Raw genomic sequence first — 26,814 nt, forward strand, 5'->3', positions numbered from 1 at the left:
CGCAAAGGTCTCGCAATCTAGAGTCCCTACAGTTTCCACGATCATTCGAATAACCCCATCTCATGTTGAACTTTAAAGTCGGTGACAAACTCCCAAGCTTTGCGATTTTTAATATCGCTGACTATGCTTCTGCGGACACCATACAAGTTTCCTATCTCCTCTTGAGTCATATCTGAAGCCCAAGCTAAATAGAAAATATTCTCAACCTCAATAGGTTTAAGCTTCACATTCCCTAAGCCGTGAATCTGAGCATGTCGTTGGTTCTCCTCTTTAGTCACCCATTCAAGATTCCATACGGAGTTATTCTTCTTGTTACCATCTCGGTGATTTACTTCAGGTTTATTCTCTAAGTTAGGGAGAAACACGGAAGCTATTAATCTATGAAGATACAACGTTACAGCATGTCCATCAGAGTCTCTCTTGAGCTTAATCTTCATGTATCCTGTGTAAGGATGCTGCGTAGCTTTTAAGTACTTCTTAGATCGCTTACTCCAGACTCTCCCGCTAGATGAGACTATATAGCTTGAGAAATCTCCAAGGGTGCTCCACTTTTCAAATTTATTCCTTGAGAGACCTAAAGAGTTGTTCTCCTTGAAAGTTTTGGCTTCTTTGAAGTGCTTATGGAGGGCCTTTCCTGCTGCTTCGGGTGTAACGCTATTCATATTAGCATCCCTCTCTTTCGAAGAACTCTTCAGTTCGGCTTTCTTGTTCTTTCCAGCGTAACTCTTGAGCTTCCATCAAAGTATTTGGGCATTCAGCCACTTTTATGTTGTTGATATACAGTAAAGCTTTCTTGATAGGTCTGTAATTCGCTTTAGGGTATATGTCCTTGTTAGGCATCTCTATACGGTTGACTATTCCCTTCTTAGGAGTTAATTTACCTTTAATCATTTTCCACCCTACAGAGTTCCAGCTCACCAGCTTATCCCACGTCCATAAAGATTTATGAATCTCTCGGACTCTCTCAATAGTTGGCGTTGGGGCCTTGTCCTCTTTCCAGAATGACTTCTGCTGAGAAACCTCTTTTAAGTATCTTCCCTTTTGAGAGTGTCTATTACGTAATACTTGACGGTATCTTATTTTTCTTACCATAATGAAAATCCTCCTCAAATGTTTTGCCTTACGTGGGTATATACATTTGAGTTTTGGAATCTCCACATTTTCTCTTAAAAGAATTATCAAAGAAGCCGTCAGCTTCAAAGAAGTAAACCTTCAGAGTTCTAATCTAAATAGTGTATAATTACGGTTGAGATTAGGAGCTTCAGAGGTTGGATGCTTCAGAGGTTGAGCCGCAAGTTGTTTTCTGGAAAAATTTCTGGAAAGAATCGCCTTCGGGTGTAGAGGAAAATACTTATAAGTTGGTTCCCCACCAGCCTTGGTCTGATTTTTAAAGGTGCCCCCACTCCTTCGAGCCCTTGTCAAGAAAATTTGTGATGAATCGCACATTCAGTAGACATAATAAAGGTTATAGGAAGTCATCAAAGATAAATCCCTTTGCATCAAGGCTCCGTTGACTTCTTTGTTGTTTCTCAATCTCATAAGCGAATGCATAAACGCTATTGTCGGGTCAATCATCAAAGATATGGGCTCATGAGCGACTCTCTTATGCATCACCGTGAATACTGTATGCACAATAGCCCTCACTCTCTTATGTATAGATACTTATATGTCTCACTCACTGGTACTCTACAGAGGTTAATCTCAAGAGCTAAGAGCCACCCTCTCAGCTTTCTACATCTCCCAGATTTAGCCTCTAGGCCTAGCATCTAAGCTTATCTACTAGGATTTAGCCCTCAGATTTAGCCTCTCAATCTAGCATATTCTACTAGGCTTTAGTTCCACACTTTTAGGGTATTACTTTAGAGATGTAGCATTCTAATCTACAAAAGATTAACCATACTAGGGTACTGATTTCTAGGCTGTATCTCCTGTGATAAATACCGTAGCTACTAGGCTTCATAGGTGAAATAAATGAATCAGCCTAGCATTCTCACTCCTAAGCTTCTGATACTCCTGTGACAAATGACACCGTAGATTCTACATCTTCAAAGTGGATAGCTTTAAGAGTAGGGATATCACTGGAAAATAATGTATATACTTTAAGTGTGATTCTTCTAAGAGTAAAACAAAAAGAGCCAAGCTTCTGAGCCTGACTCTCTGTAGTCAATCTATTAAGTTATAATCTTAAGGGCAATTACTCTATCATGCCTTGCTTCTGACAGATAGATACTTTCTTCTGAAGCTTTAAATATTCTTCCGAGTTCTTTCTATTGTTATTACCTTCATTGATCGCTTTAGTCATCATCTTGTTTTCAGCATCTACAGTATCACAATCCTCTTGAGTTAAAGCTTTCACGGTAGAACCTTGAGAGGCAGCATTTAAGTCTTTATCCATTGATTTTACTCTATTGTTAGAAGCTTGACGTTCTTTAAGGTTTTCCATAGTTTGACGGTCTTTCTCCTCTTTAGCTTTCCGTTTCTCTTCTCTTTCGACTTCCTTATTAGCGTCTCTTTCAGCTTTCTCTTTTTGCTTCTCAACCTGACGAGCTTCAGCCTTTTCACGGTTATGGTCCATTAAAGCCGTACATCCTTTAAAAGCTGAAAAGATTATCAGTAAGATTATACCTAAATTGATTAAAGCTTTATGCCTCTTGAAGAAGCTTTTATCTTTAATGTTGTTACCATCTTTAATGTCGTTGCCGTCCTTGCCTAGATTTACGCTCACTTGATCACTCCTAGTTTATTTTATCTTTTTAGATTTATTCTTCTAGCTTTCTATGTATTCTTTCCCTTTAATGAGTCAAACTGAAAAGACTTTCATACTAGAATTGTAATATATAAGAAGAATGCACACAAGAGCATGTCTATATAGAAAAAGAGCCCTATTTTAGGCTCCCGATTATATCGAAGTTAAGATTGAGTTTTTTAATAATATCATAGCAATCTCCGCATATGAACACTCTGGGAGAATCTTTCAATTTAGAAAGATCACCTTCACAGTTTAAACATAACATATCAGCGTCTCTCCTTATTGTTATTTGTGAACCATGACACATTAGTTATTCTTGTTAGCTCATATCTACATTGTAGACATACATGAGGCTGTTTACCTACGTGACAACTTCTCCAACACCCTAGGCAGGTCACACTCACTATTTTCCCTCCAATAGCTCTAATCTCTCTAGATGCTTTTCAAGTAATTCGTCATAATTGACTATATCGAAAGAGACAACATCTTCTAAATTGACTTTAGTATCTTCAAAGTACATTACTAGCTCTTCTTCAATTTCGTTCATTAATCTATTAGCAAGAGCATCTGGGTTTATCTTAAACTGACTAATTCGAACATCCTTAGAATTACCATCTCTAAAGTGTAAATTAATTTCGGCTATATCTTTTTTTGAAATGCATATTAGTTTTCCTCCTTAGATTTCACAAACGGTGCTAGTATGCAAATACCTACGAAGCAGATCGCTACAACTCCTATGACATGAAGGATATACTTCATTACCAAAAGGAAGATCAATACAGCTAAGCTCCCTACAATAGGAGACAACAAGATTGCTTTCCAAGGTTTCATATCAGCTTCCCTCCCCAGCTCTACTCATAAGCTTACTTCCAAGCATCTTCCCTGTAGAGCTGATCTCTTTGCTCCATCGAGGATTAAACTCCTGAGCTAGAGCCGACATGCTTACAATAAACTCACCGTAGGCTATCTCACCTTTTTCGTAAGCTTTAATGAGTTTCTTTCTATCCCTAAAGTACTCTCTTTTGTTCATGAAGTTACCTCCTCAGTTCTTATTTATCCCTTCAATGAAACCAATTGTTTTCCCTAAAAAGAAGAAGATGAGAGCTACTAAGATGTAGCTCATAGTTTCAACTCCTCTACTTTGACAACCTTATCCATAGGTAAAGCTACATCGTTAAAGATTACCCATTTAAAGTGACCATTCGTGTTCATAAAATCCATAAAGCTTTTATAACCTGAAATGTTTTTAACTACTACAGGTTCACCACTGTTGGTATGAAACTTTAAGTTTAATGTCTTCATAGGCCCAACTCCTCTCTGATTTCTCCTTCGTTGTAACCTCTTACTATCCGTCCAGACTCAAACTCGAAAGTCGGAGTGGACATGCTATTAAGATGTGCTTCTAAGTAATACGTAGGGTCATGGATAACTCCTTTAAAGTCTTTGAACACATAAGAGTCATCTTCAATGTTAATCTCCTCAATGTCTACATCTACTGGCAAGAAGGATAGTTGCTGTTTAGCAATCTTACAAGTTGGACATACCGTTTTGGTGAACATTTTTACCTTGATCGTCATTTTAAGAAATCCACCTTTCCGGTTTTAACTCTTAAGTCATGATTTTCCTCTAAAATAAGTGCAACCTGTTCAGTTAATTGGTTTAATGTCAAGAAACTCTTTTCGGTTACTTCTTTAATGACTTCTCCTTCATGACTGATAAATCTCACCGTATACTCAGTAGGTTTAAGTTGCGCCATTCTCATTTTAGCCATCCTACTGAACCTCCTTAATTTCTAGCTTGCCTAGTGGCGAGTTTTCCTCAATAGCTTTTAAAACTGATAAAATTAACTCTTTCTCGTAATCTGTTTCATTCTTAATAGTGATAATCATTTTAGTTTTCCTCCTTATAAGCTAAATATAATAAGATTAAAGCTATTGGAGACTGGATCACCAAATCTCCCCAAGTAATTCCGTGTAAGAAAGTTAATACTCCCATTGCAAACAATAGAACATTCCAAGGCATATCACATTTCCTCCTCTGTAGTTTCCCATAATCCTGATTCGTCACATAATTTATAGAGCCCAATACCCATTAGAGCTAGCAAGTTAGAAAACAACACTGAGAAGAGTAGCTCACTAGGTGTGTCTATAAAGTAGATCGTTGCTCCAAAGCTAACCGCTAGCATTAATGAGTAGATAAGTCTCATCAGTTTAACTCCTTAGTTTCTACATTGTTTTCGATATCTTGAATGATTAACTCGTAAGCTCTCCCTGAAGAGAGCTCTCCGACCTCGACTTGTTCTAAGACATCCATAATGAAGTTGGTCACATCAATTCAACTCCTCCGTATTTGGATTTATAAAGCTTATAAATTGCCCGTCAAAGATGTATTCTTGATTTTCCTTATTTCTTACAAGGAAAAGACCATGCCTCCAAGCATTCTTATAGGATACATAACTCGGAGGCAGCCAACAAAGTACTTCCACCGGTTCTCCCTCCTCGAAAGACATACTGTCAAGTTCTCCTCCGTCTCTATCGAATTCTTGAATGTGTAAGTACTCGTAAGTGATCCAAGCTTTTAAATTAGTATCTTTCATGAGTTTATCGCTCCCTTTTCATCGTATCTATCAAGCATATAATCTACTTCTGAGGTAATCTCATTAGCCTCTTTCTCGGAGTAAGGAGAGGCTTTTAAGTTCATCACCACTCCGAGAATTCCAGCGATCAAGTAATCTTTCTGATTGGCTTCTAAGTTGCTTATTCGTATTAATCTCTCTGTATCGACACTACTCACCGTAGACCATCTCCTTTGCTTTCTCTTCTGAAAATCCATCAACAATGAGACCTTTGACGGTTACTTCAAGTTGCTTCTCATAAGCTAATTTGTCTAGTTGACTGTACACCTTATGAGTGAGTTCTACATGCTTTCGAGCTTTCTCTTCTGAGATGTTTCCTTTGTAGATGCTCAATCTGTTACCTCTTCATAAGAGACTTTTACTAAGCATGTATGACTATCTAGTTCACCTTCGAGATCCTTGAAGTGTACTCTCATTAGGTTCCCTACTTTTGTGAACTTGAATTCACCTTCATGTTTATCTTCAATGGTTACACGGCTACCCTCACGTAACTCCTTTAAAGTTTTCTTAAGCTCATAATCAGTATAGAAGTAAGTCACACTAAAGGGTGCTTTATCTACTCCGACATACTCTAAAGTATCCTCTTTATAATGTTTACTGTAACCGATACGTATTTCACCTTTAGGCTTCACCTCTGGAGCTCTATCCTTCTTCTGAGCTGAAGCTTCAGTGCTAAATCCCTCAGGGAACCGTTTCTCAAGCTTCTCTCTATTGTGCTTTGCAATATCTTCTAAGGTAAATCCAAACTCTTGAGCCATTGCTGATACGTAGAAGAGAACATCTGAGAGTTCATCCTTAACATCACCAGTGTCAATCTCACCGTTATCAGGGATAGCAAAATCAGGAGTGAATCCTCTTCCGTGGTATACTCCTTTCTTGATCAGATCAGCAACCTCACCAGCTTCACCTGTTAAGCCAAGAGCAGCATTTGAGACAGCATCTTTGAAGTCTTGTTTCTTCCAAGTACGGTTAACTGATAAGTCGAAATCATCAAAGGTAAAGATCGGCTTTGGAGCTACTCCCATCTGTTTCAGTCTACTCTCATGAGAGTCTTCCATCTCCTTAATAGCATGAGCGTTAATGATTCCCTGTACAGCTACATGCGCGAAGTTTGCAGACTCTTGTTGCACAGATAACTCTTGAGCGGCTGAGAGGTTTTGCTCTTTAGGTTCATGCACTACGACGTCGACAACTCTGTGTAGTATATCTGTAGGGATATACCCTTTAGCTTCTTCTTCACTATAATAACGTCCCCAATAACAGTAGAGATTTTCACCTTCAGTGTGAGTATATACACCCCATTTTTCTTTTCCGTCCACAAATGAGATGTAACTAATAAGCTGGCCGTAAGGCTTTGTAGGTAACAACTTTTTAGGTTTACTCTCTTTAGGCTCCCAATCGAATCCGATCTTTAAAGAATCTGTTTTGTTTTTCATTTTAGCTTCCTCCTTAGTTTTTAATTCCTTTAAAGTTTCTTCTCTACAGTCACCGCAATAGGTGTAACTTATATGTCCACCATCTATATGAGTAACTTCACATCCACAAGGCTTACACTCTATTAAACTCATCAGCCCCACAACCCTTTCTCGTCCATCTTTTTAGCTATTCCTTTTGAGATAAACAGTAGAGCCAATCCGCATGGCACTAGATACATTAAGGTTTCAGCTATTACGTTCATCGTGTTTCCCTCCCGAGTTTACTTTGTGGGCTTTCCCTTCAACTACAACTATCATGTCAGCCTGATCTTCTAGGAGCATCTCCATAGCTAGATCTTGAGAGTACTGACCTCCGTAGGCTTGTAGTACTGAAATGGCTGACTCTAGAGACACATAGACTTTACTCATTTTGAAGCCTCCTTTAAGTTGTGCATGTAAGTCTCTAAAGTGAACTCCATCGACTGTTCTTCAGTGAATCCCTCCTCGATGAAAGCAGTTTTAAGCAGCATCATCATTTCAGCCGTTTGCTTAAAAGCAAAAATCATTTCGTTTAACTTTTTCTGATTGATATCGTTTAGTAAATCCTCGAATGGATTGCTCATATTATTTATCCTCCTTAGATAGCTGACAAAAACACTCAGGCTCATAATTCTCACATCCGCAAAACTTACATCTAGGTACGTCATTTAAGATATCCTCGGATGAATACTCTTCAGTCAAACACCACGTACCAGCTCGACCATCCTTCGGGCAAACCCACCGAGCGTGATCTACTAAGCCGTCTCTCTTCAGCTCTGTCATGATCCTACTGATTTCTAGACTAGGCATGGTCTCTAAGTGAATCTCATAGAGTTCCTTTACCTTGACAGGTTGCCCTTGATTCTCTAAAGACGTTAAGACCCATGTTTTGGCATATGAGAGGGAGCTTCTGTACCTCCACTTAAGGTCTATATCTGTGTCAGCTTTGAATCTTCGAAGAATCTCGAAGTGTGGCTTATGGAATCTATTACCTTTCGTGTATGAGACAAATCCATGAAAGTCTAATACGTCGAACTTATTTCTTACGGAGGCAACATTTCTAGGATGCATATCTAACTCACTAGCAATCTCTTCGGCTGTAAGCTCTCCTTTGTCTCCGACAAGCTTCTGAATAGCCGCAAAGACTAGTGCTGTATGAATGCTTCCTGTGATTTTTACTACTTCAGTGCTAAACTCAATGGTTTTAGAATCTTTCAAGCTATATTTCATTAGGGTTTCCTCCTATAATCTTCTTCGCTTCGCTTCGATATCGTTAAGGCAGTCTAGTAAGTTATCAATCTGGGATTGTAAATCTTCTAAGCTTCCGTCATTGTAGACATCGAAGTCAGCTTTTACTTCGTAAGGTATATCCTGGTTGTCAGGATTTTCACCTTTAGCAAGTTGAGCTTTACGGCGTTCCTCTTCAGGGCGATGGACTCTTACAATGTGAAAACCATTCTCTTGACACCATTTCTCCTCGTGAGGTTGTCTCAAATCAGTTATGACGAAGTTATCTATGACGTCTATATCCTCTAAAAGTGTCATCTCATGTTCTACCCAATCAATCCAGATTCGATTGTATAAACTAACAAGCGGCTGAGAGAAAGCTATCATGTCCTCTCTATCTTTAGAGAGATATTTCTTTTCAGGAAACTTCTTAAAATATGCTTCTTTCATGCGGTCCCCAAATGCTAATCTATGGAAATCTCCTCCAAGCATTGAAGCTACAGTGTCTTTACCTGATCGAGGTTCTCCGCAAAGTGCTATTTTCATCTATCTAGACCTCCTAAGTATCTAAGTCTTTTAATGTTTCTCATCACACATCCTAATAAGTATTTCTTTCCATCTTGGCGATAGACTAGACAGCTTCTCTTCTCATATGACCAGAATATTTTCCTTAAAGGTGCAATTCTCACTTGCTCACCTCCAGAAGGATGTCTACGAAGTATCTGTCGAGTCCGAACATTACGGTTACGTTGGCTTCTCCTCCAAAGTCTTCCTCTAACGTGCAAGACCAATCTGGGTAACTCTCCCCGTTATACGCTTGAGGGTATCCATCCTCTCCGATTATGATTACTCTATATTCTTTATCCTTCTCTACAGGAAACATTAAAAATCCTTTTGACATAGTTCCGTTCTCGGTAGCTTTACTTTCTTCACCAAGTACTTTCTTTAAAGCTGTTTTCAGCCCACGTTCTGTCTTATAAGTTTTTGCCACTTAAGTTCCTCCTCAGTGATTTGTTTTGCCTTACGTGGGTATATACAAAGGGAATCCGGAAGCTCCACACTTTTATGAAAAAAAAATAAAAAAAAAGAAACCGCCAGAGGATTATTCCCCTATCGGTTTCTTTTTGCTTCTTTGATTAACTTGTAAGCGACCCTGAAAGGGTAAGTGATTAAATCTACAATGAATGCGAACACAATCGCGACTAATGTAAAGATTATCATCCCTAAAGGTATCAAAATAGGTGATAGTACCACCACTAAAAAGATAATTGCCAGTATGATTAATACGTTTAACATTTAAAATCAATCCCTTCTTTTTTGAAATGCGTAATGATTACCGCTGTAGAGTCACACTCATTATCGTTGTACATGATACGGTCAACACCTTTGAGTTTCTTTTTCACACTGGAGTAATATATTGGATTGAACATTGAGATAATCTCATCAATGACAGGTTTCTTTCTAAGGTATTTGCTCCAAGTGTCCGTACCTTTAATGGTCTTGTCCACTCCTCCGTATCCCGTGACTTCTTTCTTTATAGTTGACGGCGGATAAGCATAAATCTCTAAAGGCTCTTTTCCCCACCATGATTGACAGCACTCTTCGACAACCCCAGTAGCTTTACTTACAAGGGAAACGGAGCGGAACTTATCCATATCAGCTCCCTGGCCTTCCTTGATAAACACCTGAGGGTTAAACTTGTCGAGGATTTCATATAGAGAATATCTAATAATCTTTAAGCGCTCGCCGTCTGTAAAGGTAATCTTTTTAGCTCCCGTACCTTGAGAGGCGACCGTCTTGATATGCCCTACCCATACAAGAGAAAGACGACCTGTGAAGTCGTCCCTGTCAAGTACGGTCACTCCAGTTTCTGAAGCGGAGATATCTAAGCCTATATAGCGTGTACTCACTCCACGGTCACCCACTTGACAGTCACTACTTCACGCTTCTCCACTTTATAGACATCGAACTCTTGGTAGTCAGATTCATACCCGTAATCCTCATAGCCGTAACGGATAAGTGTAATGAATACCATGATGTGATTCCCTTTACTGTCTTTTAAGTAGTACGTTAAATTCTTAAAGTTATCATCCATGTCCTCCTCTTCTTCTACAAGTGAGAAGGTTGTCCCGCCAAGCTCAATCTCTTCGTTCGTATATAAACTATAATGTTCTTCTTTAGTTAACTTTCTCATCTATTTCCCCTCCTAAGATATCTTTATACAATCCTTTATGCTCAATCATGTAAGCCTCAATCTCATCATAAGACTCTCGAGCTGACTTCTTCTCGAAAGCAGAGTACTTACCGTTTTCAATAGATAGAAGCTGATTAGTTAAATACGCGAAATCTTCTCTAGTCATATCACCTAAGATTGTTCTCTTATAAGAGTTGAAGTTCCACTTTAATAGATTCAACTTAGGCTTCTCTTCTGAGTTTTGTAGCTCCCATAAATACTTTAAGTACTTAACATGTTCGGCTTTCTCTTCAGGGGAAATATAAATCCCAAAGATTCGTAAATCAGGATATTTCTGTTTATCCTCTTCAGTCATGTTCCAACCCTTCTTAGCGCAATTCTGATAAACAAATAAGTAATAATCTAAGTCGTACATCAGAGCATAAGTCTTAGCTTGTCGGACATGCTTAGGATCTTCACCTTTCATAGAGTAGCCGCCTGTCGAGGCATAGCTTGTCTGTTTGGATTTAACTTCGAAGCCTATATCTGGACGGAGAATTCCGTTAGGGTGCCTATAAGTCAAGATCCCATCACAAGTACCATGTACAGGAACGCCTTCAATAATCTTAGTAGCGCGAGTGAATTCTTCGAAGGCAGGGTAATGCTTTACATCTCTAGTGAATCCATAACTTCTCTCCAAACGCTTGAAGTGAAAGTCAAAATCAAAAGCTCCCTTTCGAGAATGCCACTCAGCAGATAGTACTTGCTTTTGCCACATATCTCCTACGACTGTCCCGATAGCTTGCCATCTCGTGTGGCGGTCATCTTGACGGGGTTTCCCCTTTAATGAGTCCTCATCAGATTCATGACCGTTAAGCTGGTACCATAAAGCTAACTCATCAGAGCCGATCATGGAAGGACGGAGCCATTTACCTTCAGGCGGTTCCTCTACAGCATTATTCTTTAAGATGTCATAGAAGCATTCATGCCAATAAAGCATAGTCTCGTCAGACTCTTCTAAGTTAAGAGACTGGAAATATCTCATTTGAGATTCAAACTTAGAAGCTAACTGACGGGCGAAGGCTCGCTCTGAAGCGTAATCTTCCCCGTCTTTTTGATGTAATGAAGCTGACCCTTTGATGATTGTCATTCAGTTTCCTCCAACTCTAAGGTTAATATGTTAGATACTACATAAGTAACAGACGATTTACCGTTAGGACTGGTTATTACAAAGTTCTCATCTCTAAGTATGCAATCCCGTAAGTTAATGTAATTCGTATTAGAAATTCCCCTCTGAGCGCCACCCACGAAAGTAATCTTTACAGTGTCGTTATTCACTTAAATTCCTCCCTTAAGTTTTTCTCTTACATGGGTATATACAACTGAAATGCTTGATCTCCACATCTTCAGAGTTTATTTATTTATTTATTTATTTATTTATTCCAGTTTCTTTCATTCCAAAGTTTTACATACTCTTCAGGACTCTCAATAAAGCCTGATCCTTTAGCGCTTGTCTTGAACGGGATCATATCCTTCCAGTTCTTCCCGATGGCAATATCTGTCTTGACTTCTACATTCACAAGAGTCACCGTCTGAGTCATAATCTTCTCAATCATGTCGTGTTCCTCTTGAGTGATATCCTCGGGGACGTAGAATAGAATCTCATCATGTATTAAACTAAGTAGATAAAACTCTCTTCCTTGAGACCTTTTATGTTTACACCATTTGTCCATCTCTATCATGACTAATTTACTCTGTTCAGCAGCGCCTCCTTGAATGACAGCATTTACGGCTCTACGGTGAATACTTGAGATGATGCTTGTACGATTCCAATCTGGTAAGGCAGCGAACGGAGTATCCACGCCATTAAAGTTTAAAACCTTCGGGAGCGGTAATCTTCTTTTGTTGCCGAACAGAGTTTCCACGTAGCCTTTCTCAATAGCATGTCTCTGAGTTTTCTTCATCCAAGGTTCAATAGCAGGGAAACGACTTAAGAAGTCCCGAATAGCTTTATTCCCTACTGACGTAGCGTATTTCTTATAAGCTTTATCATCTAAGCCTTGAGCTTTAGGATCATCTGTTGAGTTGATAATCATGATGCCAAGCTCAATAGGTGAGATCCCGTAAGTAACGGCTAATACGATTACTTTTGCGATGCTTCTCCAGACTGATCCATCAAGACATTCCTCATAAGGAACATTAAAGGTCATAGATCCTACTAAGCTATAGAAGTCAATCCCTTTGTTCCACCCATCTATCATGACTTGGTCTTGACAGATATGACCTAGTATGCGGTTCTCTTGACCTGAGAAGTCAGCACCTAAGATGAGCATTCCTTCCGGCGCTTCAAACATCTGACGAGCATTAGGCTCTATCTGTTGAGCATTGAAATTCTTTGAAGAGAATCTACCTGTCACGGTTCCTCTTTGGAAGAAATTCGAATGCCATCTTCCAGTGATTTCTTTTCGCAGCTTCGGTAACGCAGAGATAAAATCTTTGTAGAGTTTGTGCTTCTTCCTCCAAGCTAAAAAATCTTTAATGATAGGCTCATAGACTGATAAAGTCTTTAGAGTCTTTTTGTCAGTCCCGTAAGCTGTCCAGGGTTTACTTCCTAAATGTTTATGGAAGCCTAAATCTCTATAGAAAACTTCACAGAGTTGCTTTGGAGATGAGAAGTTTAGCTCATTACCGAACACCTCACGGAGTTTTTCTTCAAGCTCGGTGATTTCTTTAAGGAGAGATTCACTTTGCTTTTTAGAGTTGTCTTCATTGATGATAAAACCTAAGCGTTCCATATCATTGATGATGGTTATCAAAGGTTGTTCCATACGGTCGTAATTCTTCTTGATCTTCTTCGTAGATGCGTCTCTCTCGAAGCACATCTCTTGGAAGTCGTAAAGCTCGACTGTTATCTTAGGGTCGTTACATCCGTAATAGCGAGCATACTTTAAAGGTGTTCCCTCGAAGCCGCCTTTTCCAAAGAGCTCATCGTACTTATCAGACGGTTTCTTGAGCCACTTTGTAGCTAAATCTTTTAACTTGAAAGATGGTTCATTCTCATTAAGCATGTGCATACGAATCATTGTGTCGTGCCATACTCCGGTGATTGGGAGCTTATCGTTCTTACTCATGTGAATATCGAAGCCTGCGTTGTGGGCTATCTTGACGTGTACTTTCTCTAAGATTTCATCTATTACAGGAAGTACGATTTCCTCATATACTTGCTCAGGGATGTGCTCACCTGTCTCCTTATTTACGTGGCGGATAGGGATATAATACGATTCATCAGCCATAGGGAAGTAGATACAGAAGCCGACAATCTTGTCTTTGTAGACATCTACCCCAGTAGTCTCTGTGTCATACCCTATACGAGTCTCTTTCTTCGCTAACTCGCAAATCCTATTGAGTAAGATCTCATTCTCCTGAGTTATCATAATGTAATTATCTGGACAGTTAGCTTCGAGCTCGTCCAATCTATTTTGTCTTTCAACTTCTAAGATTGATTTATAAAGTCTCATTGCTTCAGCTTTTGTGAATGTCTTCTCATAAGTCTCACGACCTAAAGTGCCATTCTCCATGTGCTTGTAGACAGCATCCAGCTTCTCGAGATCAGCCTTAGAGTTTTTCATTTGATAGATTTTCTCCCAAGCTAACTCCATAGGGAGAATCTCTTTAGCTTTCTTAGCCTTAGCGATTTTATTACGCACCATTTCTTCACGTTTCTGGTCAGCTAGTGCTCCCGTGTATAATTGCATTCCTGATTGTTCACCTAGTTTCAATCCCATAAGTTAACTCCTCCTTTGTCAGGCTTCTTTCGCCTTCGAGGGTATATACAATAAGAATCTCTAAGTTCCACATTGAGGGAATAAAAAAAAAGAGACCCCGTCAAGGACTCCTTAAAAGTTGTTTATTATTTCTCTCATCTCTTCAGTTGTAAGACCGTAAGAATATGCTTTCTCTACGGCATCCATGAAGTCATCTCTGAGGTTATTCTTTCGTCTCGCTATCTCCTTTGTTAGTTCCTCTATAGAGTACTGACTTAAGTGTTTAGCTTCTTTATCATTCATTAGTGGTCCCCTCCTTTCAGGTTAAAGGCTTTTAAGTTACATATCCCCCAAGTCATAATTACTGAATTGATTCAATTGAGCTTTCACTTCTTCGATCTGTGGTTCTCTCACATATCCAATAGCTGGCAAGTACACACCTTCGAAGGTTGTATCTTCTCCACCTTGACGTCCTTTGTTTAGAGAAATTTGGAAGCGACCGTCGCAGGTGTCCAACCCAATGAGTAAGAAAGCATCTTCGAGGAGAGCTGTCGTCTTTTTAACTTCGGAGCGTTCCGGAACTCGAAGATATCTATCTCCTTCATCATTCTTGTCGTCTCTGACTTCATCAGCTTGTGTAATTGCAAATATAATTGTGTCGGTGCTACCAGCAACTCTATTGAGCTTTTGACTTGTAGCTGTAGCGGCTCCTCCTGTCGTATTATCTTTGTTGCGTTCGTAGTCAAGGAGATAGAATGGGTCAACAATAACAATATCAGCGTTCGTGTTGAGAATATCCGACTCAAGCGCATCAACTGTACGGTCAGTGAAATCTCGGTCTGTTTTACCACGTATGATAATTCTTCCTGTAATGTGTTCGTTGAGAGTTCGAAGGAAATCTCTGAAGCTCTCTTCATCGTCTTCGGATAGTTTACCGTTGATAAGCTCGTTACTTTTGAAACCAGCAAGATATTCAGCTCCTTGGATTTTCTGATTTATAAGTTTTTCATTAGCTGAGATGATTGAATACGCTCGAGCAAGCCACTCAAATTTACTCATCTCCATAGACCAAACTAGTAAGGTAGCTCCTTCAAACTGAGCCATATGGATTCCCTCTTTAGTGGTAATAAAAGATTTCCCTCTACCTGATCGAGCATACCAAGTGTACATATTTCCTGTGATGTAATTCCCGATAGCTTTCTTCATAGACTCAAAGGAACTCCCAAAAGATCGGTTACTCTTTCCAGCTTTTCTCTCATCGTACTCGGCAAGGAAATCATCGAAGTCAGCTACCAAGTCTGTCCCAACTTTTGTGCTGTAACTATTTTCAGAGACTAATCTTTTGAGCTTCTCTGTTGTGCTATTAATCCACTCTTCAGGAGCTACTTTCCCCCAATCAGGTAGCGCTTCTTTAGTTAAGTAATTCTCAGCGTCAGCTTGGAGCTTCTTCTCTTTCAGTCGCTTAGAGATATAATCAAAAGAGTCGGTCACATCCGTATGGAAGTTAAACTCAGGGATACTACTAATGACGGCTGTAAAGCTTGGAGCTTCTCCGTATTCTAAATTGTAAGAAGTTATAAAGTCGTAAGCTTTCTGTTCCGTTTCAGTTTGAAAATCTGTACGTTTGATGCTGTGTTTCTTTAAAGCTTCCACGTTATTTTCTTCGATGATCTTACTTAAAAGAACCTCTCCACTGATTATGCTCATTGTTTTATCCTCCTAATAGCTATATCTGAAACCCATGTCTTACCTCGCCATATAGATGAGATAGCTCCTCCACTTACTCCGTATCTTCCTCCTACTTCCCTAGTAGATAACCCCTTACCTTTAAGAAGATAAATCTCGTAAGCTGTATCTCCTGTAAGTTTGGCGTGAGGGTTATCAGCTCCTATTTTTAAAGGTGGAGAATTTAACCCTAGGCGGTAAGCATGGGCTAGGTTCTCCGATATGGTATTCCATTCCAAATTATCAACACAGTTATTTAATTTATCTCCATCTATGTGATTTACTTGAGGTTTATTTTCAGGATTAGGGATAAACGCTTTAGCGACTAACCTATGTACTGACTCTTGTTTGTAAACCCTCTTACCTTGAGTAAGTGTGACGAACTTATACCCATTGCTCATAGAAGATTGTTTTAAGAATCGCTTTCGTTTTGTATCGTAGACCTCTCCATTTCGGTTTACTTTGTATCTAGGACATTGTTCCACGTTTACTAGTTCCGTAAAATTCGTATTCAACACAAAACCTCCTAGTTCTATCAAAGATTCTTCTTCCGTATACTCCTTCAAGAGAATCAATTGGTATATTTGAAGTATAAATGCTAGTTAAATTTTCAACTGTCCTATAGTTAATTAATTCGTAGATATCCCCACCAAACGCCTCAGAGATATCTCTTAGCCCCATTTCATCGAAAACCACTAATCTAGATTTCTTGGCTAGCCTAATCATCCTGTAATACTCCCTAGCGGCAGCCTCAGCTTCCTCTCTTGGGACGTTGCCTCTATTGAATTTTAAATACAGATGGTGTAGTTTAGGCATTTCCAGGAAGAACACTGGAGTGACGAATCCTGAAGGATCATCTTTTAAGATTGATCGGATATAACTGTAAGCCAAGAACTCATTCAAGATTGCGCTTGCGGTTTCAGTCTTTCCCGTTCCAGTCTCTAGGCTCCAGAAGTATAAATCCTTCAAGCGTGTTTCCTTTGTGTTACGAATCTCGTTGTAAGCTTTCTTGAAAGTTTTGATATAGCTTTTGAGATCCCCATAGACGTGAGGCTGAGAAGTCTCTGATCTTGAAGTGTTTAACATTGTAGCTCTATACTCTGAAGGGACGAGAGCATCTCCTTGTTTGCCTCCTCTTCCGTTTAATCCTTGAACTTGAATGAATGCCGGACAAGCTGACTTGCAAGTTGCAGCTTTTGAGCATCCACCTCTTAAGATGCAGTGATTCATTCTGAAGAGCCTCCTTTGAATACTGTTAAACGGAAATCACAATGTAAATCCACGCAGATAATCAATTGAGAGTTCTCAACCGTGAACATTGTTACAGAGTCCTTACACTTAGGACATTTACTTGACAGCATTTTAGGCTCACTTACGTTTACTGTTACATCTTTAAAGTTCATTAGAATAGCCCCACTTTCGTTTCGAATTTATCTGAATCCTTCTCTAAAGCTTGTCTCTTTAAAGCCTCTTCTCGTTCTTTCTTCTCGGCTATCTCCTTCAGTATTGGCGGAAGGGTTCTTTCTTTGAGATACGTAACCATAAAGCCAAACGATAGAGTCGGATACTCTTTAGTTGCTTTGTATTGGGTAAAACATCTATGGATGAAAATCTTTAGCACTTCCACCCCGTAAGTTTTCTTGAACTGACTAATCATGCCGTTCTCTACTTGCATGCTATTGCACGTGTAAGGAACTTTAAATTTAATTAGGCTCAGCTCATTCATGTAAGAGCGAGCTGTTGTGCTGTTCCACTTCTCAAGAGGGCACTTCCTCCAATCCTTTCGGATTTCAGTCTTCCCTTTAGTGGTTAAACTCTTAAACTCTTCCAAAGATATTTCACACATTTCAGTAACCTCCTTGACGGCTATTTAGCGACCTTAGTCGCAAGATCTTATATCTCTTAAATAGCTTTAAAGATTAAAAGACTTTAAAGAATAAATCTTGTACTCACTATCGTTCGTACTAATAGCTTTTAATCTTTTATGTTTTTAATCTCTAAAGGAATATACAAACCTAAACGACTTTCTCCACAGATTACTTCAAAATAATTTTAAAAAGATTCACCTGAGCAAGTTCCTTCCTTATATGGCAGCTATCAAAAACTTTATCTCTAATAAAACTATTAAGTTTCTCATCTAATCCTGTGGAGATTACCTTTGGTAACTGTATATACCCATGTAAGGCAAACGAGATGGACAGTCACTTGCTAGTTTAACTAGAGTGCTCAACTTCCCTTACGAGATTAAAACTGAAAAGGATGATTATTAATGGCAATCGTTAAAGGTACTGACGCGTTAAAACCTGTGGAGAAAGACAACAATGAGGATAATACAGAGGATCGAATTTTACGATATATCAAAGCTGATGAAGAGATTAAAGTTCGTTTATTAGGTGATCAAGAATTCGCTCGAGTTACTGCTTATGACATATACCCTTTAACTGGAACTATCGGAATCCCCGAAGTCAAAGACCATTTCGAAGAAGGGAAGAAAATCTTATTCAAAGAAGCTGACAGACTTAAGAAAGAACTGGGCGTAGATAACAAACGCAAAGAAATGAACGACATCCAATTTAAAGCTGCTAAGAAATCAGAACTTAAACCTTGGGTTGACGCTCTGACAGAAGCTTATCGTTTAGAGAAGGGAATCAAATTCTTATTCGCCTTCATTGATGCAGAATCAGGTAAGCCCTTCTTAATGCAAGCTTCCGAGAATGCTGCTCCAGTCATTCAAAAGACTATTGCAGAGTCTCAAGAACAGAAGGACATCATGTTGTTCAAGCTTACTAAGTCCAAAGGAGGATTTACGGTAGCACCTGACATGACTTCTTTCGGTAAGCTGACTCCTGAGCAAACAGCGATCATTGAAGATACTAAAGACTTCGAAGCCCCTATTGAGTTATTCGGAGAGGCTCACATTAAGCCCACTGAAAAATATCAACTAGAAGTTCTAAAAAAGATGAACGAATCTGAGGGGAAATCTAAAGGGCTATTCACAGAGTACTTAGCTGCTAACACAATCGCTGGAGATACTACTTCAACGACAGAAAACTATACTAATGTCCGTGAGCCGTTAGACATTCAAGACGAGGATCTTCCTTTCTAGGGAGGTTCTCGGTAGATAAAAACTTTGAGGAGGAAAACTAATATGTTAACAACATTGACAGAAAACCAAGTAGTAGATTTTGAGGGTAATCTTCATGTAGTCGTTAAGGATTTACCTCAACGCCAGTTAGTCCTGAAGCCAATCTCTGAAGAATATGAGTGGGGTGATGTCTTCGAAGATTCTAATGGATATAAAGTGTTTATCGCTCAATACGCTTTCGGAGTAGGGAACTATTTCTCATTAACTACCGGCAACAGACACCTTGAGGGTAACCAAGGCTCTAAAGAAGAAGTCGTCCAGACTTTACTCCGTCAAGGTTACACAAAAGTAGGTCACTTACGTGATTTATATAAGCCTTTAAGTATCTAGTGAGTAACTTTAAGCTTTCCTCCTCGGAGGTTGCTGTTGAAGACAGGTTAAAATTCTGAGGAGGAATCTATTATGAGTGAAACAGTAAAGTACCAGCAAATGAGTTACAAACAATTAAGTATCTATGACTTTCTACCAGAAGAAAAGTCCCAAGAGGTTCAGCCTTCCGAGTCTGTTCCCCAAGTGGATGAAGCCCAAGATGAGAGTATCTATTACGTGTTAGATAGCAAAGGAAACACTAGAGAGTTCTCACCAAGTAGTGACCTAGATACTAGAGCTTCCAACACTCTAGACATTGAAACTTATGAGACTATCGTAGAAGAGTGCGAAGAAGCATTTCAATCTACGGAGGATACTGACAAGACATTAGGCTCACGCCAGTGCGAGACTCTGTTCTCTGTAGGTGATTTAATAACAGTTAGAAAAGCTGAAGATGTTTACCCGAAAGGTGTAAGCTATGAAGGTTATGGAGTTTGTACTCCTGAGGATTACTACCACTTGAAAGAATTCGAAACCCAACAAGGGTTAGTAACTTTTTATGATGGTAAATCTTATAAATGTAAAATGTTTAAAAGTAACAAGCTTGTAGGGTTTTACCCTAACGAGTTAAAATAACTAGTTTGTTTTCGTTGACACAGAGGAAAGACTCTGAAGTATTACCTACGGGGTGCGACGAATCATAAGGAGTCGGTAAATGATGCTAACACAATCGAAACATAACAGCCCTAATCTTAAAACTATTTAGCCGAGAGGCAAATATGATACTGAACGATCTAGAAAGAGTAAGCAAGAAAGCTACCTCTAAGGGTAGCCTTGAACGGTTCTCGCATTACAAACAGCTAAGGAGTTCTAAAACTAAGCAGTGACGTTAAGTCACATAAAGTATTCTACATCGACTCGGCCACACACTGAGTGAATACTGTTTCAGAATGACTGAAGGAATAGACTTCCGTCTTATGTAAGCTATGACGTGATAAGCTTACGATGTCGAGAGGAAACTCAAATAAACCCGCTCGTAAGGTGAGAGCGTATTTCCTGCAAGCCGAATCTACTATAGTGAGGTGAACGGGAAAGCCTTCTTTCAATCTAGAGCTTGATAGAGTAGGAACTTGATAGCTCGACTTTTTTTAATACTGACAGCCGGAAAGACGGCACACAAGACTATATGTTTTGACCCTTTGGAGTTGATCACTCTGGAGGGTCTTTTTTTTACGCTTAAAAGTTTATCAGCTCAAAGTTTTTTTATATTTTTTAAAAAACTTTGAGCACATTGTGGAGATTCTGAAAGTGGTTTGTATATACCCACAAGAAGGAAAAACTAAGGAGCTGAAATTTATGAAAACTGTTAAGAGAGATTTCTTCAAAGCTAAACCTAGAGGGGTGAATCAGGTTAGATTCCTGAGAGAGTATTCCCTTACGCAGTTAATTAAAAGATGTCAAGCAATGGAGAGTCATTACGACTACGCAGAACCTATCTATAAAGTTTTACCCATCTTCCCTGCCGGAGATGTCGTGCAAGATCAAATCTATTACGAATGCAAGATGGTCTTCCGAGGTGACCTCTCATGACTCTCGTTTGGGTAAGAGATCAAAAGCTTGACATTGACTTAACAGGAGAACTTTCAGGATTCACCTTTGAGCAAGAACGCTGGACCGAGGACAAACTTACATGCGCCTCCCCTTTCAGATACGACCAGCATCCGAGCTTCTTTGTCAACTTAGAGAACTTACCCGAAAAAGAGATTGCGGGAACTTGGAAGGATTCAGGCTCAGGAGAAACTGGCAGCTTTCTAAAGCTATTAAGCCACCTTCGAGGAGAAGATCCTGAGGAGACTTTCTATTACTTAATGGAGATGTACGCTCCTAAGGCCTACTCCGAAGCAATTGATCTTACGAGATTCTTAGAAATCAAGAAAGAGTTCAAGCCTCTTGAGTGCAGCTTAGAAGCCGAGTATTCCTATCTCTTAAGTCGTAGTATCTCTAAGGCAACTCAAGACTTACTAGATGTCAGAGGCTCTGGAGATAAGGTTGCTTTCTTGTGGAAGAACCCTCGAGGGGAGATTCAAGCCATTAAGTATAGGTTAACTAACTCAAAAGTCTTCTATTACGAGAAAAACGGACAAAGACTTAACACATTACTTTATGGAATCGACCAAGTTTACAATCATAAATGTCGAACGATTGCCATCACAGAGGCTGAGATTGACGCTCTGTCTTGGTGGGAACACGGTCGAGGGGCTGTAGCACTCGGTGGATCTTCCATCTCAAAAAGACAAGTAGACCTCTTAAAGCAGAGTGGTGTCGAGAACATAATTATTTCGACAGATTCAGACAAGACAGGACAAAAACTGGCAAGGATTATTACAAAAATGTTACACCCCTATTTCAATCTTTTTAAGGTGAGATGGGCTGGAAAAATCAAGGACGTAAATGAGTACATCCGAGAGTTTTCTAGGACTCCTCCCTAATTAAAATATCAAGATTTTGAAATAACCTGAAAAGAATTACTTTTTAGAATCATTACAATTTAGTTACTCTAAAGACTTAACATATGTCTCATGTTAAGTTTATGTCAGGCAAACAAAGCACCACATTCTTCCAAGATGTACGGACAAGCTTTAAAGCCTATAAAACTATTGAAAAGGTGGAAACTAAAATGACTAAAACTATGAAAACTAATGTTAAGGAAATCAACGTAGCTGAAGCATCTTGCACTGAGAAAGAAATCTGGGTAGATATTAAAGGCTACGAAGGTTTATATCAAGTAAGCAGCATTGGAAGAGTTAAGAGCCTTGAGAGAGTTACCGTGATTAATGGGAAAGATTACACCGTTACAGAAAAGATTCTTAAAATAAAGGAAACAAATACTGGCGGATACATAGTGACTCTTTCTAAGGATAGTACCCTAAAATCATTCACTCTTAAACAACTAATCTCTCAAGCTTTTCTAGGTAATAAAACTACCTTCCGTGCGAGCCTTGATATGCGTGACAATAGTATTAACAATCTTAAAATCAAAAATGATAACCCGAAAGGTCTTAAAGGAAAGAAAATCACGAAAGATATGTTAAGTGAATTAAGTTTACAGGATTACATCGGTGAGGCAGTACTAATCACGGTAGATGTCGTAGCTAAGCAGCATAGAATGGACCGCATGTTTAACTTAGATGACCTTAGAAGCGCTCTAGTGGTACAAGCTATGGAGATTGTTCAAAAGTTCGACCCTGAAAAGTGTGTAGACGGATGGGCTACTTTAGGGCAGTACCTTTACAGAGTTCTCCAAGGTCGTGCTATTAACTTTAAGAAGGCGGCTTTTAAGCTCAACGGGCATACTGCGGTGCTCGATCATCTCGCTGAAGATACAATCTACAACGGGGATGAGAACCCTGTGGATAACGCATCCTTAAAGTATCAAGGTTCTGAAGATTCGGGATACTCTGAAGTATTGGGTACTGATATGATGACCGTTTTATCTGATGAGCTCTCCCCTTTCCAGTTGGATATTCTTAAGGGCCGTCTTGAGGGGCAATCAGACTCTGAGATTGGTAGAGCTTTAGGGGTTCACTCTATGAAAGTTTACCGTGAGATGAAGAAGGTTCAGGCTATTGCGATTGAGCTAGGATTCTTAAATTAGAATAAACAGATTAACTTATAGGTATTATCAAATTTGAATTTTGTTAAGAAACGAGGTGTTAAACTTGCCGTTTGAAGTTTGGAGTACACTGGAAGAAGAGAACAAGGGTGAACCTCATTTAGAAGCTATCGTTGAAACCAAAGAAGAAGCTGATGAGTTATCACACGACCTAATGTACGAACATTGTTGCGCTGATACATCGTGGGTAGTAGAGAAAAGCAAACAAAAGCGTTATTTTAATAGAAAACTAGAGGAGGAATATCTATGAACGTTCAGATCAATGAAGATTATTGCCTAATCAGCGACAAGCACAATGTAATCCTACAGGAGAAATACGAGAAAGTTGACAACGAGACTAAAGAAAAGACTGGCAAGTATGACTTTAAAGATGTCGGCTACTACCCAACTCTCGAGATGGCTCTAAAAGGTTTTGTCAAGAAGGCAACCCTAAACAGTAAAGCAACCAACTTGAGAGAGTTATTAGAGGAAATTAAAAGTGTTAAACAACTAATCAGTGAACTATCTGGAAACTAAAGGAGGGATACCTATGAAGTGTGAAGCCTTGGACAAAAACTTTAAGGAATGTACCGAAGAAGCTATAACCACTGGGGTTGTATTCACAATGAACGGACCCATTACAGTTAACGCATGCGAAGAGCATTCCAAGAGAATTGGATTCTTTGAAGATAAAGCTGAGGAGGAACTATCGTGAAATTCACTACAAAGGAAATCACCGTAGAAATCATCGAGGATATATCCGCTCACAGGGTTTACAAAGTGAAGCTAAACGGAGAGGAATTCTTCATAGGTTACGACATTTATAAATTCTTACAAGGATATGCTAAGGAGGAGAAGGGTGATGAATAAACTTATTTGTGGAAATTGTAAACATGATTTGTTTGACCCGTTAAACCCAGAGGAGAGTCGCTGTCAAAAGTGCGGAAAGATACATGAGAGACTTAGTGACTATGGTCAAGTAAGTATTACTGAGGAGGAAAACTAAATGACAATCTCTAAAGATTCAATACCGTTAGAAAACTTAACAGCTTCACAAAACTTAACATTCATCTTAGAAGGTAAACATTACTTACAAGGTAAATTCATCAAAGGCCCTCAACTTGAGAGCTATCTCCTCTCCGGAGGAAAGGTCTTACACGCTAATAAGATTGCACGCTACAAAGTATCCCCTGACGGAGCCTTGAAGCTGATTCATCACTTAGAAGGTTTAAGCCAAGATGCTTTCCGCTCATTAGATGATATCATGGAAGATGGGGCTTACAAGTTAATCCCTGCATCTCAATAGATAAAAAAGAAACTCTCAGGCAAATAGCTTGAGAGTTTTTCTAATTGGAGTTTTCTATATGGAGTTAATCTAAATAGTTTTAAATCTTAGGAGTTTTTAAAACTGCCAAGGTTCCTCACTTTGAGTGTAGAAGTACTTGATCCCTTTAGCATCCATCTGAGCCGTTAACTTATCAAGTTCATTGCCTTGACGGTGTTCTGTCTCTACGTGGATTAAACCATCCGTACCTGTGAAGCGTAACTCTGAGGCATATCCTAATCCGTTAAGGATATCACATAAGTCTTTCGCTAAGGCAATACCAAACTGATAAGTTACAACTTTATTGTGTTTATTCACAATGATTTCCACCTTTCCGGCATAATCTTTTGAGTCTGAATCTTTTAAGTTTCCTTTCTTACGAGCTACCGCCTTCTCAAGTTCACCCTTAAACCAATTGACACGACCCTCATCTAGCATTCTATGAGGACAATACTTCCCGTTTCGTTCTTGATGAGTTTTAACTTTAGAGATTGGAATCCCGAAGCGAATCATTAAGTTACTGATGTGATCAATCGCATTGAGTTCAGCTTTACGGTAGCGCTCTCCTCCGCTCATAGAGTAGCAAATCTCCACTCCGATAGAGTTACGGTTCCCTCTCCCGTTTCCATCACCAGCATGCCATGCGTTTCTATCATAAGGGATACAATGTCGTACTTCCTTGTCGTCTACTGCATCGTGGAAACTTACAGCTAAATCATTTCCTACCATGTATTTAGCTTCATTGATTGCCGGAGCATCATTGTAAGTATTATGGAGGGTAATCTCTGTAGGGGTCATTTTATAAGGGGCTTTAAGGGGATACTTCGAAGGTGAAACTAAGTGATCTATTACGTTTACCATATTAGTTGTCTCCTTTGTGATTTTCTTTTAGGCTGTTACCTCTCAAGTTCTTTATCTCATGAGCACGGACATTAACAGCCAAGTAAAGACTTGCAAGCGTAGTAACTGCTGAGGCGATATCATTGATCTGCTCATCTCCTATCGTTTGGATTCCGACAAGGTTTAGTACAGAGTTTACGACTGCAAAGATTAATACGACATACTTCGTGAGTAATACTTTGTCTCGTAAGATTTCTTTGAACTTCATAGCGTCATCTCCTTTAGTTGAAAATCTTAACTGTAAGTGAAGAAATGTTTAACATTCGGGAAAGCAACTCCTAAGTAGTAGTTCGTATGGATAAGCTCGCTATCTACTTTTGAGATTCGTTTCCCTTGAGATTGAACCGTTGAAGCTAAATTTGAAACATCCAAGGCTTTCATTTCTTCTCGGACAGCTTCAAGTTCTGCTCTTAAGGCTTGTACATCTGCTTTGTAATCCTCTGAAGAGTAAGGCTCCTTAGGCACTTGAGGTATCCACTTGCCAGCTTCAACTGAGAAGCGAGGATCTGTAGAGAGGTCTGAGGGGTATTCTGTAGTGGAATTCTCGGGGATGATTTGTACTCCATTGTCGTCAAACTCTAGAGGTGCCATAGCCATGTGAGTATACTTTCCTTCTTCGTCATAGAAATAAACTGAAATGTTCATATGTTTTCCTCCTTAGTCGACTACGTAGGTTGCTACAAAATTAAATAACTTACCAGCTGTAAAAACTCGAACTTCTCCATTTGCCTGAATGACCATTTTTATAACCGTACTATCATCAGCAATAACAGCGTGTGTTAGATTGTCTATAGGTCTCATGTCTACTGGTAAGGTTGTAACCAAGGAGCTCGCTGATCCAGCGTTTCTACTTATAGCCATTCTTAAAGTTGCTGAGTTACCTCTTCTCGTCACTATAGGTGGATATCCTGCATCTGTGTTAGTAGCATCAGATGTCAAAGTTAAAGAAGCTCGTCCATCTTTCAATTTAGTTACGACATTTGAGGCAGAACCTACTCTGACATTTAAATCTTTGACGTCAAACACTCCAGTTGTACCATTAAGAGAGAACTGATTTGCCCAAGTTGCTGATCCTGTATCATCTATAGGGGCTACCGCATAGAAGTTATTTGTTGTATTGACCGTATGACGGAAACCTTTCTGGTATGCTCCTGACACTTGAGGTCGCATATCGAAGGTAGCTCCAACTCCTCGAACGGTGAATGGTGAGTCAAAGTTAATCGGGCCAGTTACTGTGTCACCTGTTTTGCGGACAACCTGATTAGCGTTAACCATATCTCGAATGGCTTGAGCCTCTACCATTGCCGACTTGTTTGAAGCTACTAAGTCATCAATTACCGACACGTAATGCTGTTGTATATCAGGAGCGCACACATTCTGGACATCCTCATCATTCAAGACACGGAATCTCTCAGTAGTAATCCTTGCCCCTCCTTGCTCAAAAGTAAAGTAAGCAATGTAAGCATTACCTTCAAAGCTCTGAGCATTCGGGTGCATTCTATATGAGAACACTCCCTTCAGAGGTTCTATAACCATAAATCTCGATTGTTCCTTATCTATGATAATCTTATTGTTATCTGTCCGGAGTTCGAACCCTAAAGTCATTCCCGCTAAGTTGTAAGGAACTCCTTTGTTAAATACCTGTACGAGGATGTCTGTTGAGGTTTTCTCTCCAAGTCGTTGAACAATCTTGGTTTGCTCTGAAGGGTAAGTTAAGTCGAATTTCATATCAGGTTGTCTTTGAGTTGACATGTAAC

General features: G+C 39.4%; 42 protein-coding genes. 11 read left to right on the forward strand and 31 right to left on the reverse strand.

The window, feature by feature from the left end; all coding sequences use genetic code 11:
* Positions 1-41 precede the first annotated feature (41 nt).
* Complete coding sequence (locus JFU02_RS32055) at positions 42-662, reverse strand: HNH endonuclease signature motif containing protein (protein ID WP_242488065.1); 621 nt, start codon at positions 660-662, stop codon at positions 42-44.
* A 1-nt stretch (position 663) separates the two neighbouring features.
* Positions 664-1,092: a hypothetical protein gene (locus JFU02_RS06520; protein ID WP_201070308.1), complete on the reverse strand. Its 429-nt coding sequence runs from the start codon at positions 1,090-1,092 to the stop codon at positions 664-666.
* 176 nt (positions 1,093-1,268) lie between these two features.
* Between JFU02_RS06520 and JFU02_RS32425 the strand changes: the two genes are divergently transcribed.
* Complete coding sequence (locus JFU02_RS32425; protein WP_276571044.1) at positions 1,269-1,391, forward strand: hypothetical protein; 123 nt, start codon at positions 1,269-1,271, stop codon at positions 1,389-1,391.
* A gap of 803 nt (positions 1,392-2,194) precedes the next feature.
* Here JFU02_RS32425 and JFU02_RS06525 read toward each other — a convergent pair.
* The 25 genes from JFU02_RS06525 to JFU02_RS06640 all read right to left on the reverse strand — a co-directional run bounded on the left by JFU02_RS06525 (position 2,195) and on the right by JFU02_RS06640 (position 17,573).
* Positions 2,195-2,725 carry a hypothetical protein gene (locus tag JFU02_RS06525; protein ID WP_201070311.1) on the reverse strand — a complete coding sequence of 177 codons (531 nt, stop codon included), beginning with the start codon at positions 2,723-2,725 and terminating at the stop codon, positions 2,195-2,197.
* Positions 2,726-3,581: 856 nt separating this feature from the next.
* Positions 3,582-3,779 carry a hypothetical protein gene (locus JFU02_RS06530; protein ID WP_201070316.1) on the reverse strand — a complete coding sequence of 66 codons (198 nt, stop codon included), beginning with the start codon at positions 3,777-3,779 and terminating at the stop codon, positions 3,582-3,584.
* Positions 3,780-3,868: 89 nt separating this feature from the next.
* Positions 3,869-4,051: a hypothetical protein gene (locus JFU02_RS06535; protein WP_201070319.1), complete on the reverse strand. Its 183-nt coding sequence runs from the start codon at positions 4,049-4,051 to the stop codon at positions 3,869-3,871.
* Positions 4,048-4,326 carry a glutaredoxin family protein gene (locus JFU02_RS06540; protein ID WP_207193692.1) on the reverse strand — a complete coding sequence of 93 codons (279 nt, stop codon included), beginning with the start codon at positions 4,324-4,326 and terminating at the stop codon, positions 4,048-4,050. The genes JFU02_RS06535 and JFU02_RS06540 overlap by 4 nt, the downstream gene beginning before the upstream one ends.
* A complete protein-coding gene (locus JFU02_RS06545; RefSeq protein WP_201070321.1) occupies positions 4,323-4,520 on the reverse strand; it encodes a hypothetical protein in 198 nt (65 codons plus the stop codon). The genes JFU02_RS06540 and JFU02_RS06545 overlap by 4 nt, the downstream gene beginning before the upstream one ends.
* 119 nt (positions 4,521-4,639) lie before the next feature.
* Positions 4,640-4,771, reverse strand: a complete 132-nt coding sequence (locus JFU02_RS32430; protein WP_276571045.1) for a hypothetical protein — start codon at positions 4,769-4,771, stop codon at positions 4,640-4,642.
* A 1-nt stretch (position 4,772) separates the two neighbouring features.
* Positions 4,773-4,955, reverse strand: a complete 183-nt coding sequence (locus JFU02_RS06550; protein WP_201070324.1) for a hypothetical protein — start codon at positions 4,953-4,955, stop codon at positions 4,773-4,775.
* Between the two features lie 123 nt (positions 4,956-5,078).
* On the reverse strand, positions 5,079-5,345 hold the full coding sequence (locus tag JFU02_RS06555) for a hypothetical protein (protein ID WP_201070327.1): 267 nt from the start codon (positions 5,343-5,345) through the stop codon (positions 5,079-5,081).
* Entirely contained in the window at positions 5,342-5,542 is a 201-nt protein-coding gene (locus JFU02_RS06560; RefSeq protein WP_201070330.1) for a hypothetical protein, read from the reverse strand. Before JFU02_RS06560 ends, JFU02_RS06555 begins: the two co-directional genes overlap by 4 nt.
* Positions 5,535-5,717 (reverse strand): hypothetical protein, encoded by a 183-nt coding sequence (locus JFU02_RS06565; RefSeq protein WP_201070333.1) that lies wholly within the window; start codon positions 5,715-5,717, stop codon positions 5,535-5,537. Before JFU02_RS06565 ends, JFU02_RS06560 begins: the two co-directional genes overlap by 8 nt.
* Positions 5,714-6,820 carry a nucleoside triphosphate pyrophosphohydrolase family protein gene (locus JFU02_RS06570; protein ID WP_201070336.1) on the reverse strand — a complete coding sequence of 369 codons (1,107 nt, stop codon included), beginning with the start codon at positions 6,818-6,820 and terminating at the stop codon, positions 5,714-5,716. Before JFU02_RS06570 ends, JFU02_RS06565 begins: the two co-directional genes overlap by 4 nt.
* Before the next feature lie 225 nt (positions 6,821-7,045).
* Positions 7,046-7,228 carry a hypothetical protein gene (locus tag JFU02_RS06575; RefSeq protein WP_201070339.1) on the reverse strand — a complete coding sequence of 61 codons (183 nt, stop codon included), beginning with the start codon at positions 7,226-7,228 and terminating at the stop codon, positions 7,046-7,048.
* Positions 7,225-7,422 (reverse strand): hypothetical protein, encoded by a 198-nt coding sequence (locus tag JFU02_RS06580; RefSeq protein WP_201070342.1) that lies wholly within the window; start codon positions 7,420-7,422, stop codon positions 7,225-7,227. Before JFU02_RS06580 ends, JFU02_RS06575 begins: the two co-directional genes overlap by 4 nt.
* A 1-nt stretch (position 7,423) precedes the next feature.
* Positions 7,424-8,068: a hypothetical protein gene (locus JFU02_RS06585; protein WP_201070345.1), complete on the reverse strand. Its 645-nt coding sequence runs from the start codon at positions 8,066-8,068 to the stop codon at positions 7,424-7,426.
* 12 nt (positions 8,069-8,080) lie between these two features.
* Positions 8,081-8,611, reverse strand: a complete 531-nt coding sequence (locus JFU02_RS06590) for a deoxynucleotide monophosphate kinase family protein (RefSeq protein WP_201070349.1) — start codon at positions 8,609-8,611, stop codon at positions 8,081-8,083.
* A gap of 139 nt (positions 8,612-8,750) precedes the next feature.
* Positions 8,751-9,056 carry a hypothetical protein gene (locus JFU02_RS06595; RefSeq protein WP_201070352.1) on the reverse strand — a complete coding sequence of 102 codons (306 nt, stop codon included), beginning with the start codon at positions 9,054-9,056 and terminating at the stop codon, positions 8,751-8,753.
* 298 nt (positions 9,057-9,354) lie between these two features.
* Positions 9,355-9,975 carry a RuvC family protein gene (locus JFU02_RS06600; protein WP_201070355.1) on the reverse strand — a complete coding sequence of 207 codons (621 nt, stop codon included), beginning with the start codon at positions 9,973-9,975 and terminating at the stop codon, positions 9,355-9,357.
* Complete coding sequence (locus JFU02_RS06605) at positions 9,972-10,259, reverse strand: hypothetical protein (RefSeq protein WP_201070358.1); 288 nt, start codon at positions 10,257-10,259, stop codon at positions 9,972-9,974. The genes JFU02_RS06600 and JFU02_RS06605 overlap by 4 nt, the downstream gene beginning before the upstream one ends.
* Positions 10,243-11,388 (reverse strand): hypothetical protein, encoded by a 1,146-nt coding sequence (locus tag JFU02_RS06610; RefSeq protein ID WP_201070360.1) that lies wholly within the window; start codon positions 11,386-11,388, stop codon positions 10,243-10,245. The genes JFU02_RS06605 and JFU02_RS06610 overlap by 17 nt, the downstream gene beginning before the upstream one ends.
* 283 nt (positions 11,389-11,671) lie before the next feature.
* Positions 11,672-14,023: a DNA polymerase gene (locus JFU02_RS06615; protein WP_201070363.1), complete on the reverse strand. Its 2,352-nt coding sequence runs from the start codon at positions 14,021-14,023 to the stop codon at positions 11,672-11,674.
* Between the two features lie 111 nt (positions 14,024-14,134).
* Positions 14,135-14,305 (reverse strand): hypothetical protein, encoded by a 171-nt coding sequence (locus JFU02_RS06620; protein WP_201070366.1) that lies wholly within the window; start codon positions 14,303-14,305, stop codon positions 14,135-14,137.
* A gap of 36 nt (positions 14,306-14,341) precedes the next feature.
* On the reverse strand, positions 14,342-15,709 hold the full coding sequence (locus tag JFU02_RS06625; protein ID WP_201070369.1) for an AAA family ATPase: 1,368 nt from the start codon (positions 15,707-15,709) through the stop codon (positions 14,342-14,344).
* Entirely contained in the window at positions 15,706-16,242 is a 537-nt protein-coding gene (locus tag JFU02_RS06630) for an HNH endonuclease (RefSeq protein ID WP_242488066.1), read from the reverse strand. Before JFU02_RS06630 ends, JFU02_RS06625 begins: the two co-directional genes overlap by 4 nt.
* Complete coding sequence (locus JFU02_RS06635; RefSeq protein ID WP_201070371.1) at positions 16,196-16,957, reverse strand: P-loop NTPase family protein; 762 nt, start codon at positions 16,955-16,957, stop codon at positions 16,196-16,198. The genes JFU02_RS06630 and JFU02_RS06635 overlap by 47 nt, the downstream gene beginning before the upstream one ends.
* A 172-nt stretch (positions 16,958-17,129) precedes the next feature.
* Entirely contained in the window at positions 17,130-17,573 is a 444-nt protein-coding gene (locus tag JFU02_RS06640) for a hypothetical protein (protein ID WP_201070374.1), read from the reverse strand.
* 423 nt (positions 17,574-17,996) lie between these two features.
* On the opposite strand from JFU02_RS06640, the gene JFU02_RS06645 reads away from it, so the two are divergent.
* The 10 genes from JFU02_RS06645 (at position 17,997) to JFU02_RS06690 (ending at position 24,139) form a co-directional block, all read left to right on the forward strand.
* Positions 17,997-18,833, forward strand: a complete 837-nt coding sequence (locus tag JFU02_RS06645; protein WP_201070377.1) for a hypothetical protein — start codon at positions 17,997-17,999, stop codon at positions 18,831-18,833.
* 42 nt (positions 18,834-18,875) lie between these two features.
* The gene (locus JFU02_RS06650) at positions 18,876-19,202 is read left to right on the forward strand and encodes a hypothetical protein (RefSeq protein WP_201070380.1); all 327 of its coding nucleotides are present in this window, start codon (positions 18,876-18,878) and stop codon (positions 19,200-19,202) included.
* Positions 19,203-19,274: 72 nt separating this feature from the next.
* Positions 19,275-19,817, forward strand: a complete 543-nt coding sequence (locus JFU02_RS06655) for a hypothetical protein (RefSeq protein WP_201070382.1) — start codon at positions 19,275-19,277, stop codon at positions 19,815-19,817.
* 950 nt (positions 19,818-20,767) lie between these two features.
* Positions 20,768-21,670 carry a toprim domain-containing protein gene (locus JFU02_RS06660; RefSeq protein WP_201070385.1) on the forward strand — a complete coding sequence of 301 codons (903 nt, stop codon included), beginning with the start codon at positions 20,768-20,770 and terminating at the stop codon, positions 21,668-21,670.
* A 188-nt stretch (positions 21,671-21,858) separates the two neighbouring features.
* A complete protein-coding gene (locus tag JFU02_RS06665) occupies positions 21,859-22,836 on the forward strand; it encodes an NUMOD4 domain-containing protein (RefSeq protein WP_201070387.1) in 978 nt (325 codons plus the stop codon).
* Between the two features lie 64 nt (positions 22,837-22,900).
* On the forward strand, positions 22,901-23,104 hold the full coding sequence (locus tag JFU02_RS06670) for a hypothetical protein (protein WP_201070389.1): 204 nt from the start codon (positions 22,901-22,903) through the stop codon (positions 23,102-23,104).
* Positions 23,101-23,370 (forward strand): hypothetical protein, encoded by a 270-nt coding sequence (locus JFU02_RS06675; protein ID WP_201070391.1) that lies wholly within the window; start codon positions 23,101-23,103, stop codon positions 23,368-23,370. The genes JFU02_RS06670 and JFU02_RS06675 overlap by 4 nt, the downstream gene beginning before the upstream one ends.
* A gap of 13 nt (positions 23,371-23,383) precedes the next feature.
* Entirely contained in the window at positions 23,384-23,548 is a 165-nt protein-coding gene (locus tag JFU02_RS06680) for a hypothetical protein (protein ID WP_201070393.1), read from the forward strand.
* Entirely contained in the window at positions 23,545-23,703 is a 159-nt protein-coding gene (locus JFU02_RS06685) for a hypothetical protein (RefSeq protein WP_201070396.1), read from the forward strand. Before JFU02_RS06680 ends, JFU02_RS06685 begins: the two co-directional genes overlap by 4 nt.
* Positions 23,704-23,839: 136 nt before the next feature.
* The gene (locus tag JFU02_RS06690; protein WP_201070398.1) at positions 23,840-24,139 is read left to right on the forward strand and encodes a hypothetical protein; all 300 of its coding nucleotides are present in this window, start codon (positions 23,840-23,842) and stop codon (positions 24,137-24,139) included.
* A gap of 96 nt (positions 24,140-24,235) precedes the next feature.
* On the opposite strand, the gene JFU02_RS06695 is transcribed toward JFU02_RS06690, so the two are convergent.
* From JFU02_RS06695 to JFU02_RS06710, 4 genes are read right to left on the reverse strand one after another with little or no spacing between them, the layout of a single operon-like run.
* On the reverse strand, positions 24,236-25,018 hold the full coding sequence (locus JFU02_RS06695; RefSeq protein WP_201070405.1) for an N-acetylmuramoyl-L-alanine amidase: 783 nt from the start codon (positions 25,016-25,018) through the stop codon (positions 24,236-24,238).
* A gap of 1 nt (position 25,019) precedes the next feature.
* Complete coding sequence (locus tag JFU02_RS06700; RefSeq protein ID WP_201070407.1) at positions 25,020-25,265, reverse strand: phage holin; 246 nt, start codon at positions 25,263-25,265, stop codon at positions 25,020-25,022.
* A 26-nt stretch (positions 25,266-25,291) separates the two neighbouring features.
* Positions 25,292-25,702 carry a hypothetical protein gene (locus JFU02_RS06705; protein WP_201070410.1) on the reverse strand — a complete coding sequence of 137 codons (411 nt, stop codon included), beginning with the start codon at positions 25,700-25,702 and terminating at the stop codon, positions 25,292-25,294.
* Between the two features lie 12 nt (positions 25,703-25,714).
* Positions 25,715-26,809: a BppU family phage baseplate upper protein gene (locus tag JFU02_RS06710; protein WP_201070412.1), complete on the reverse strand. Its 1,095-nt coding sequence runs from the start codon at positions 26,807-26,809 to the stop codon at positions 25,715-25,717.
* Positions 26,810-26,814: the final 5 nt, after the last annotated feature.

Source organism: Bacillus sp. TH13 (assembly GCF_016651175.1).
GTDB lineage: Bacteria > Bacillota > Bacilli > Bacillales > Bacillaceae_G > Bacillus_A > Bacillus_A thuringiensis_S.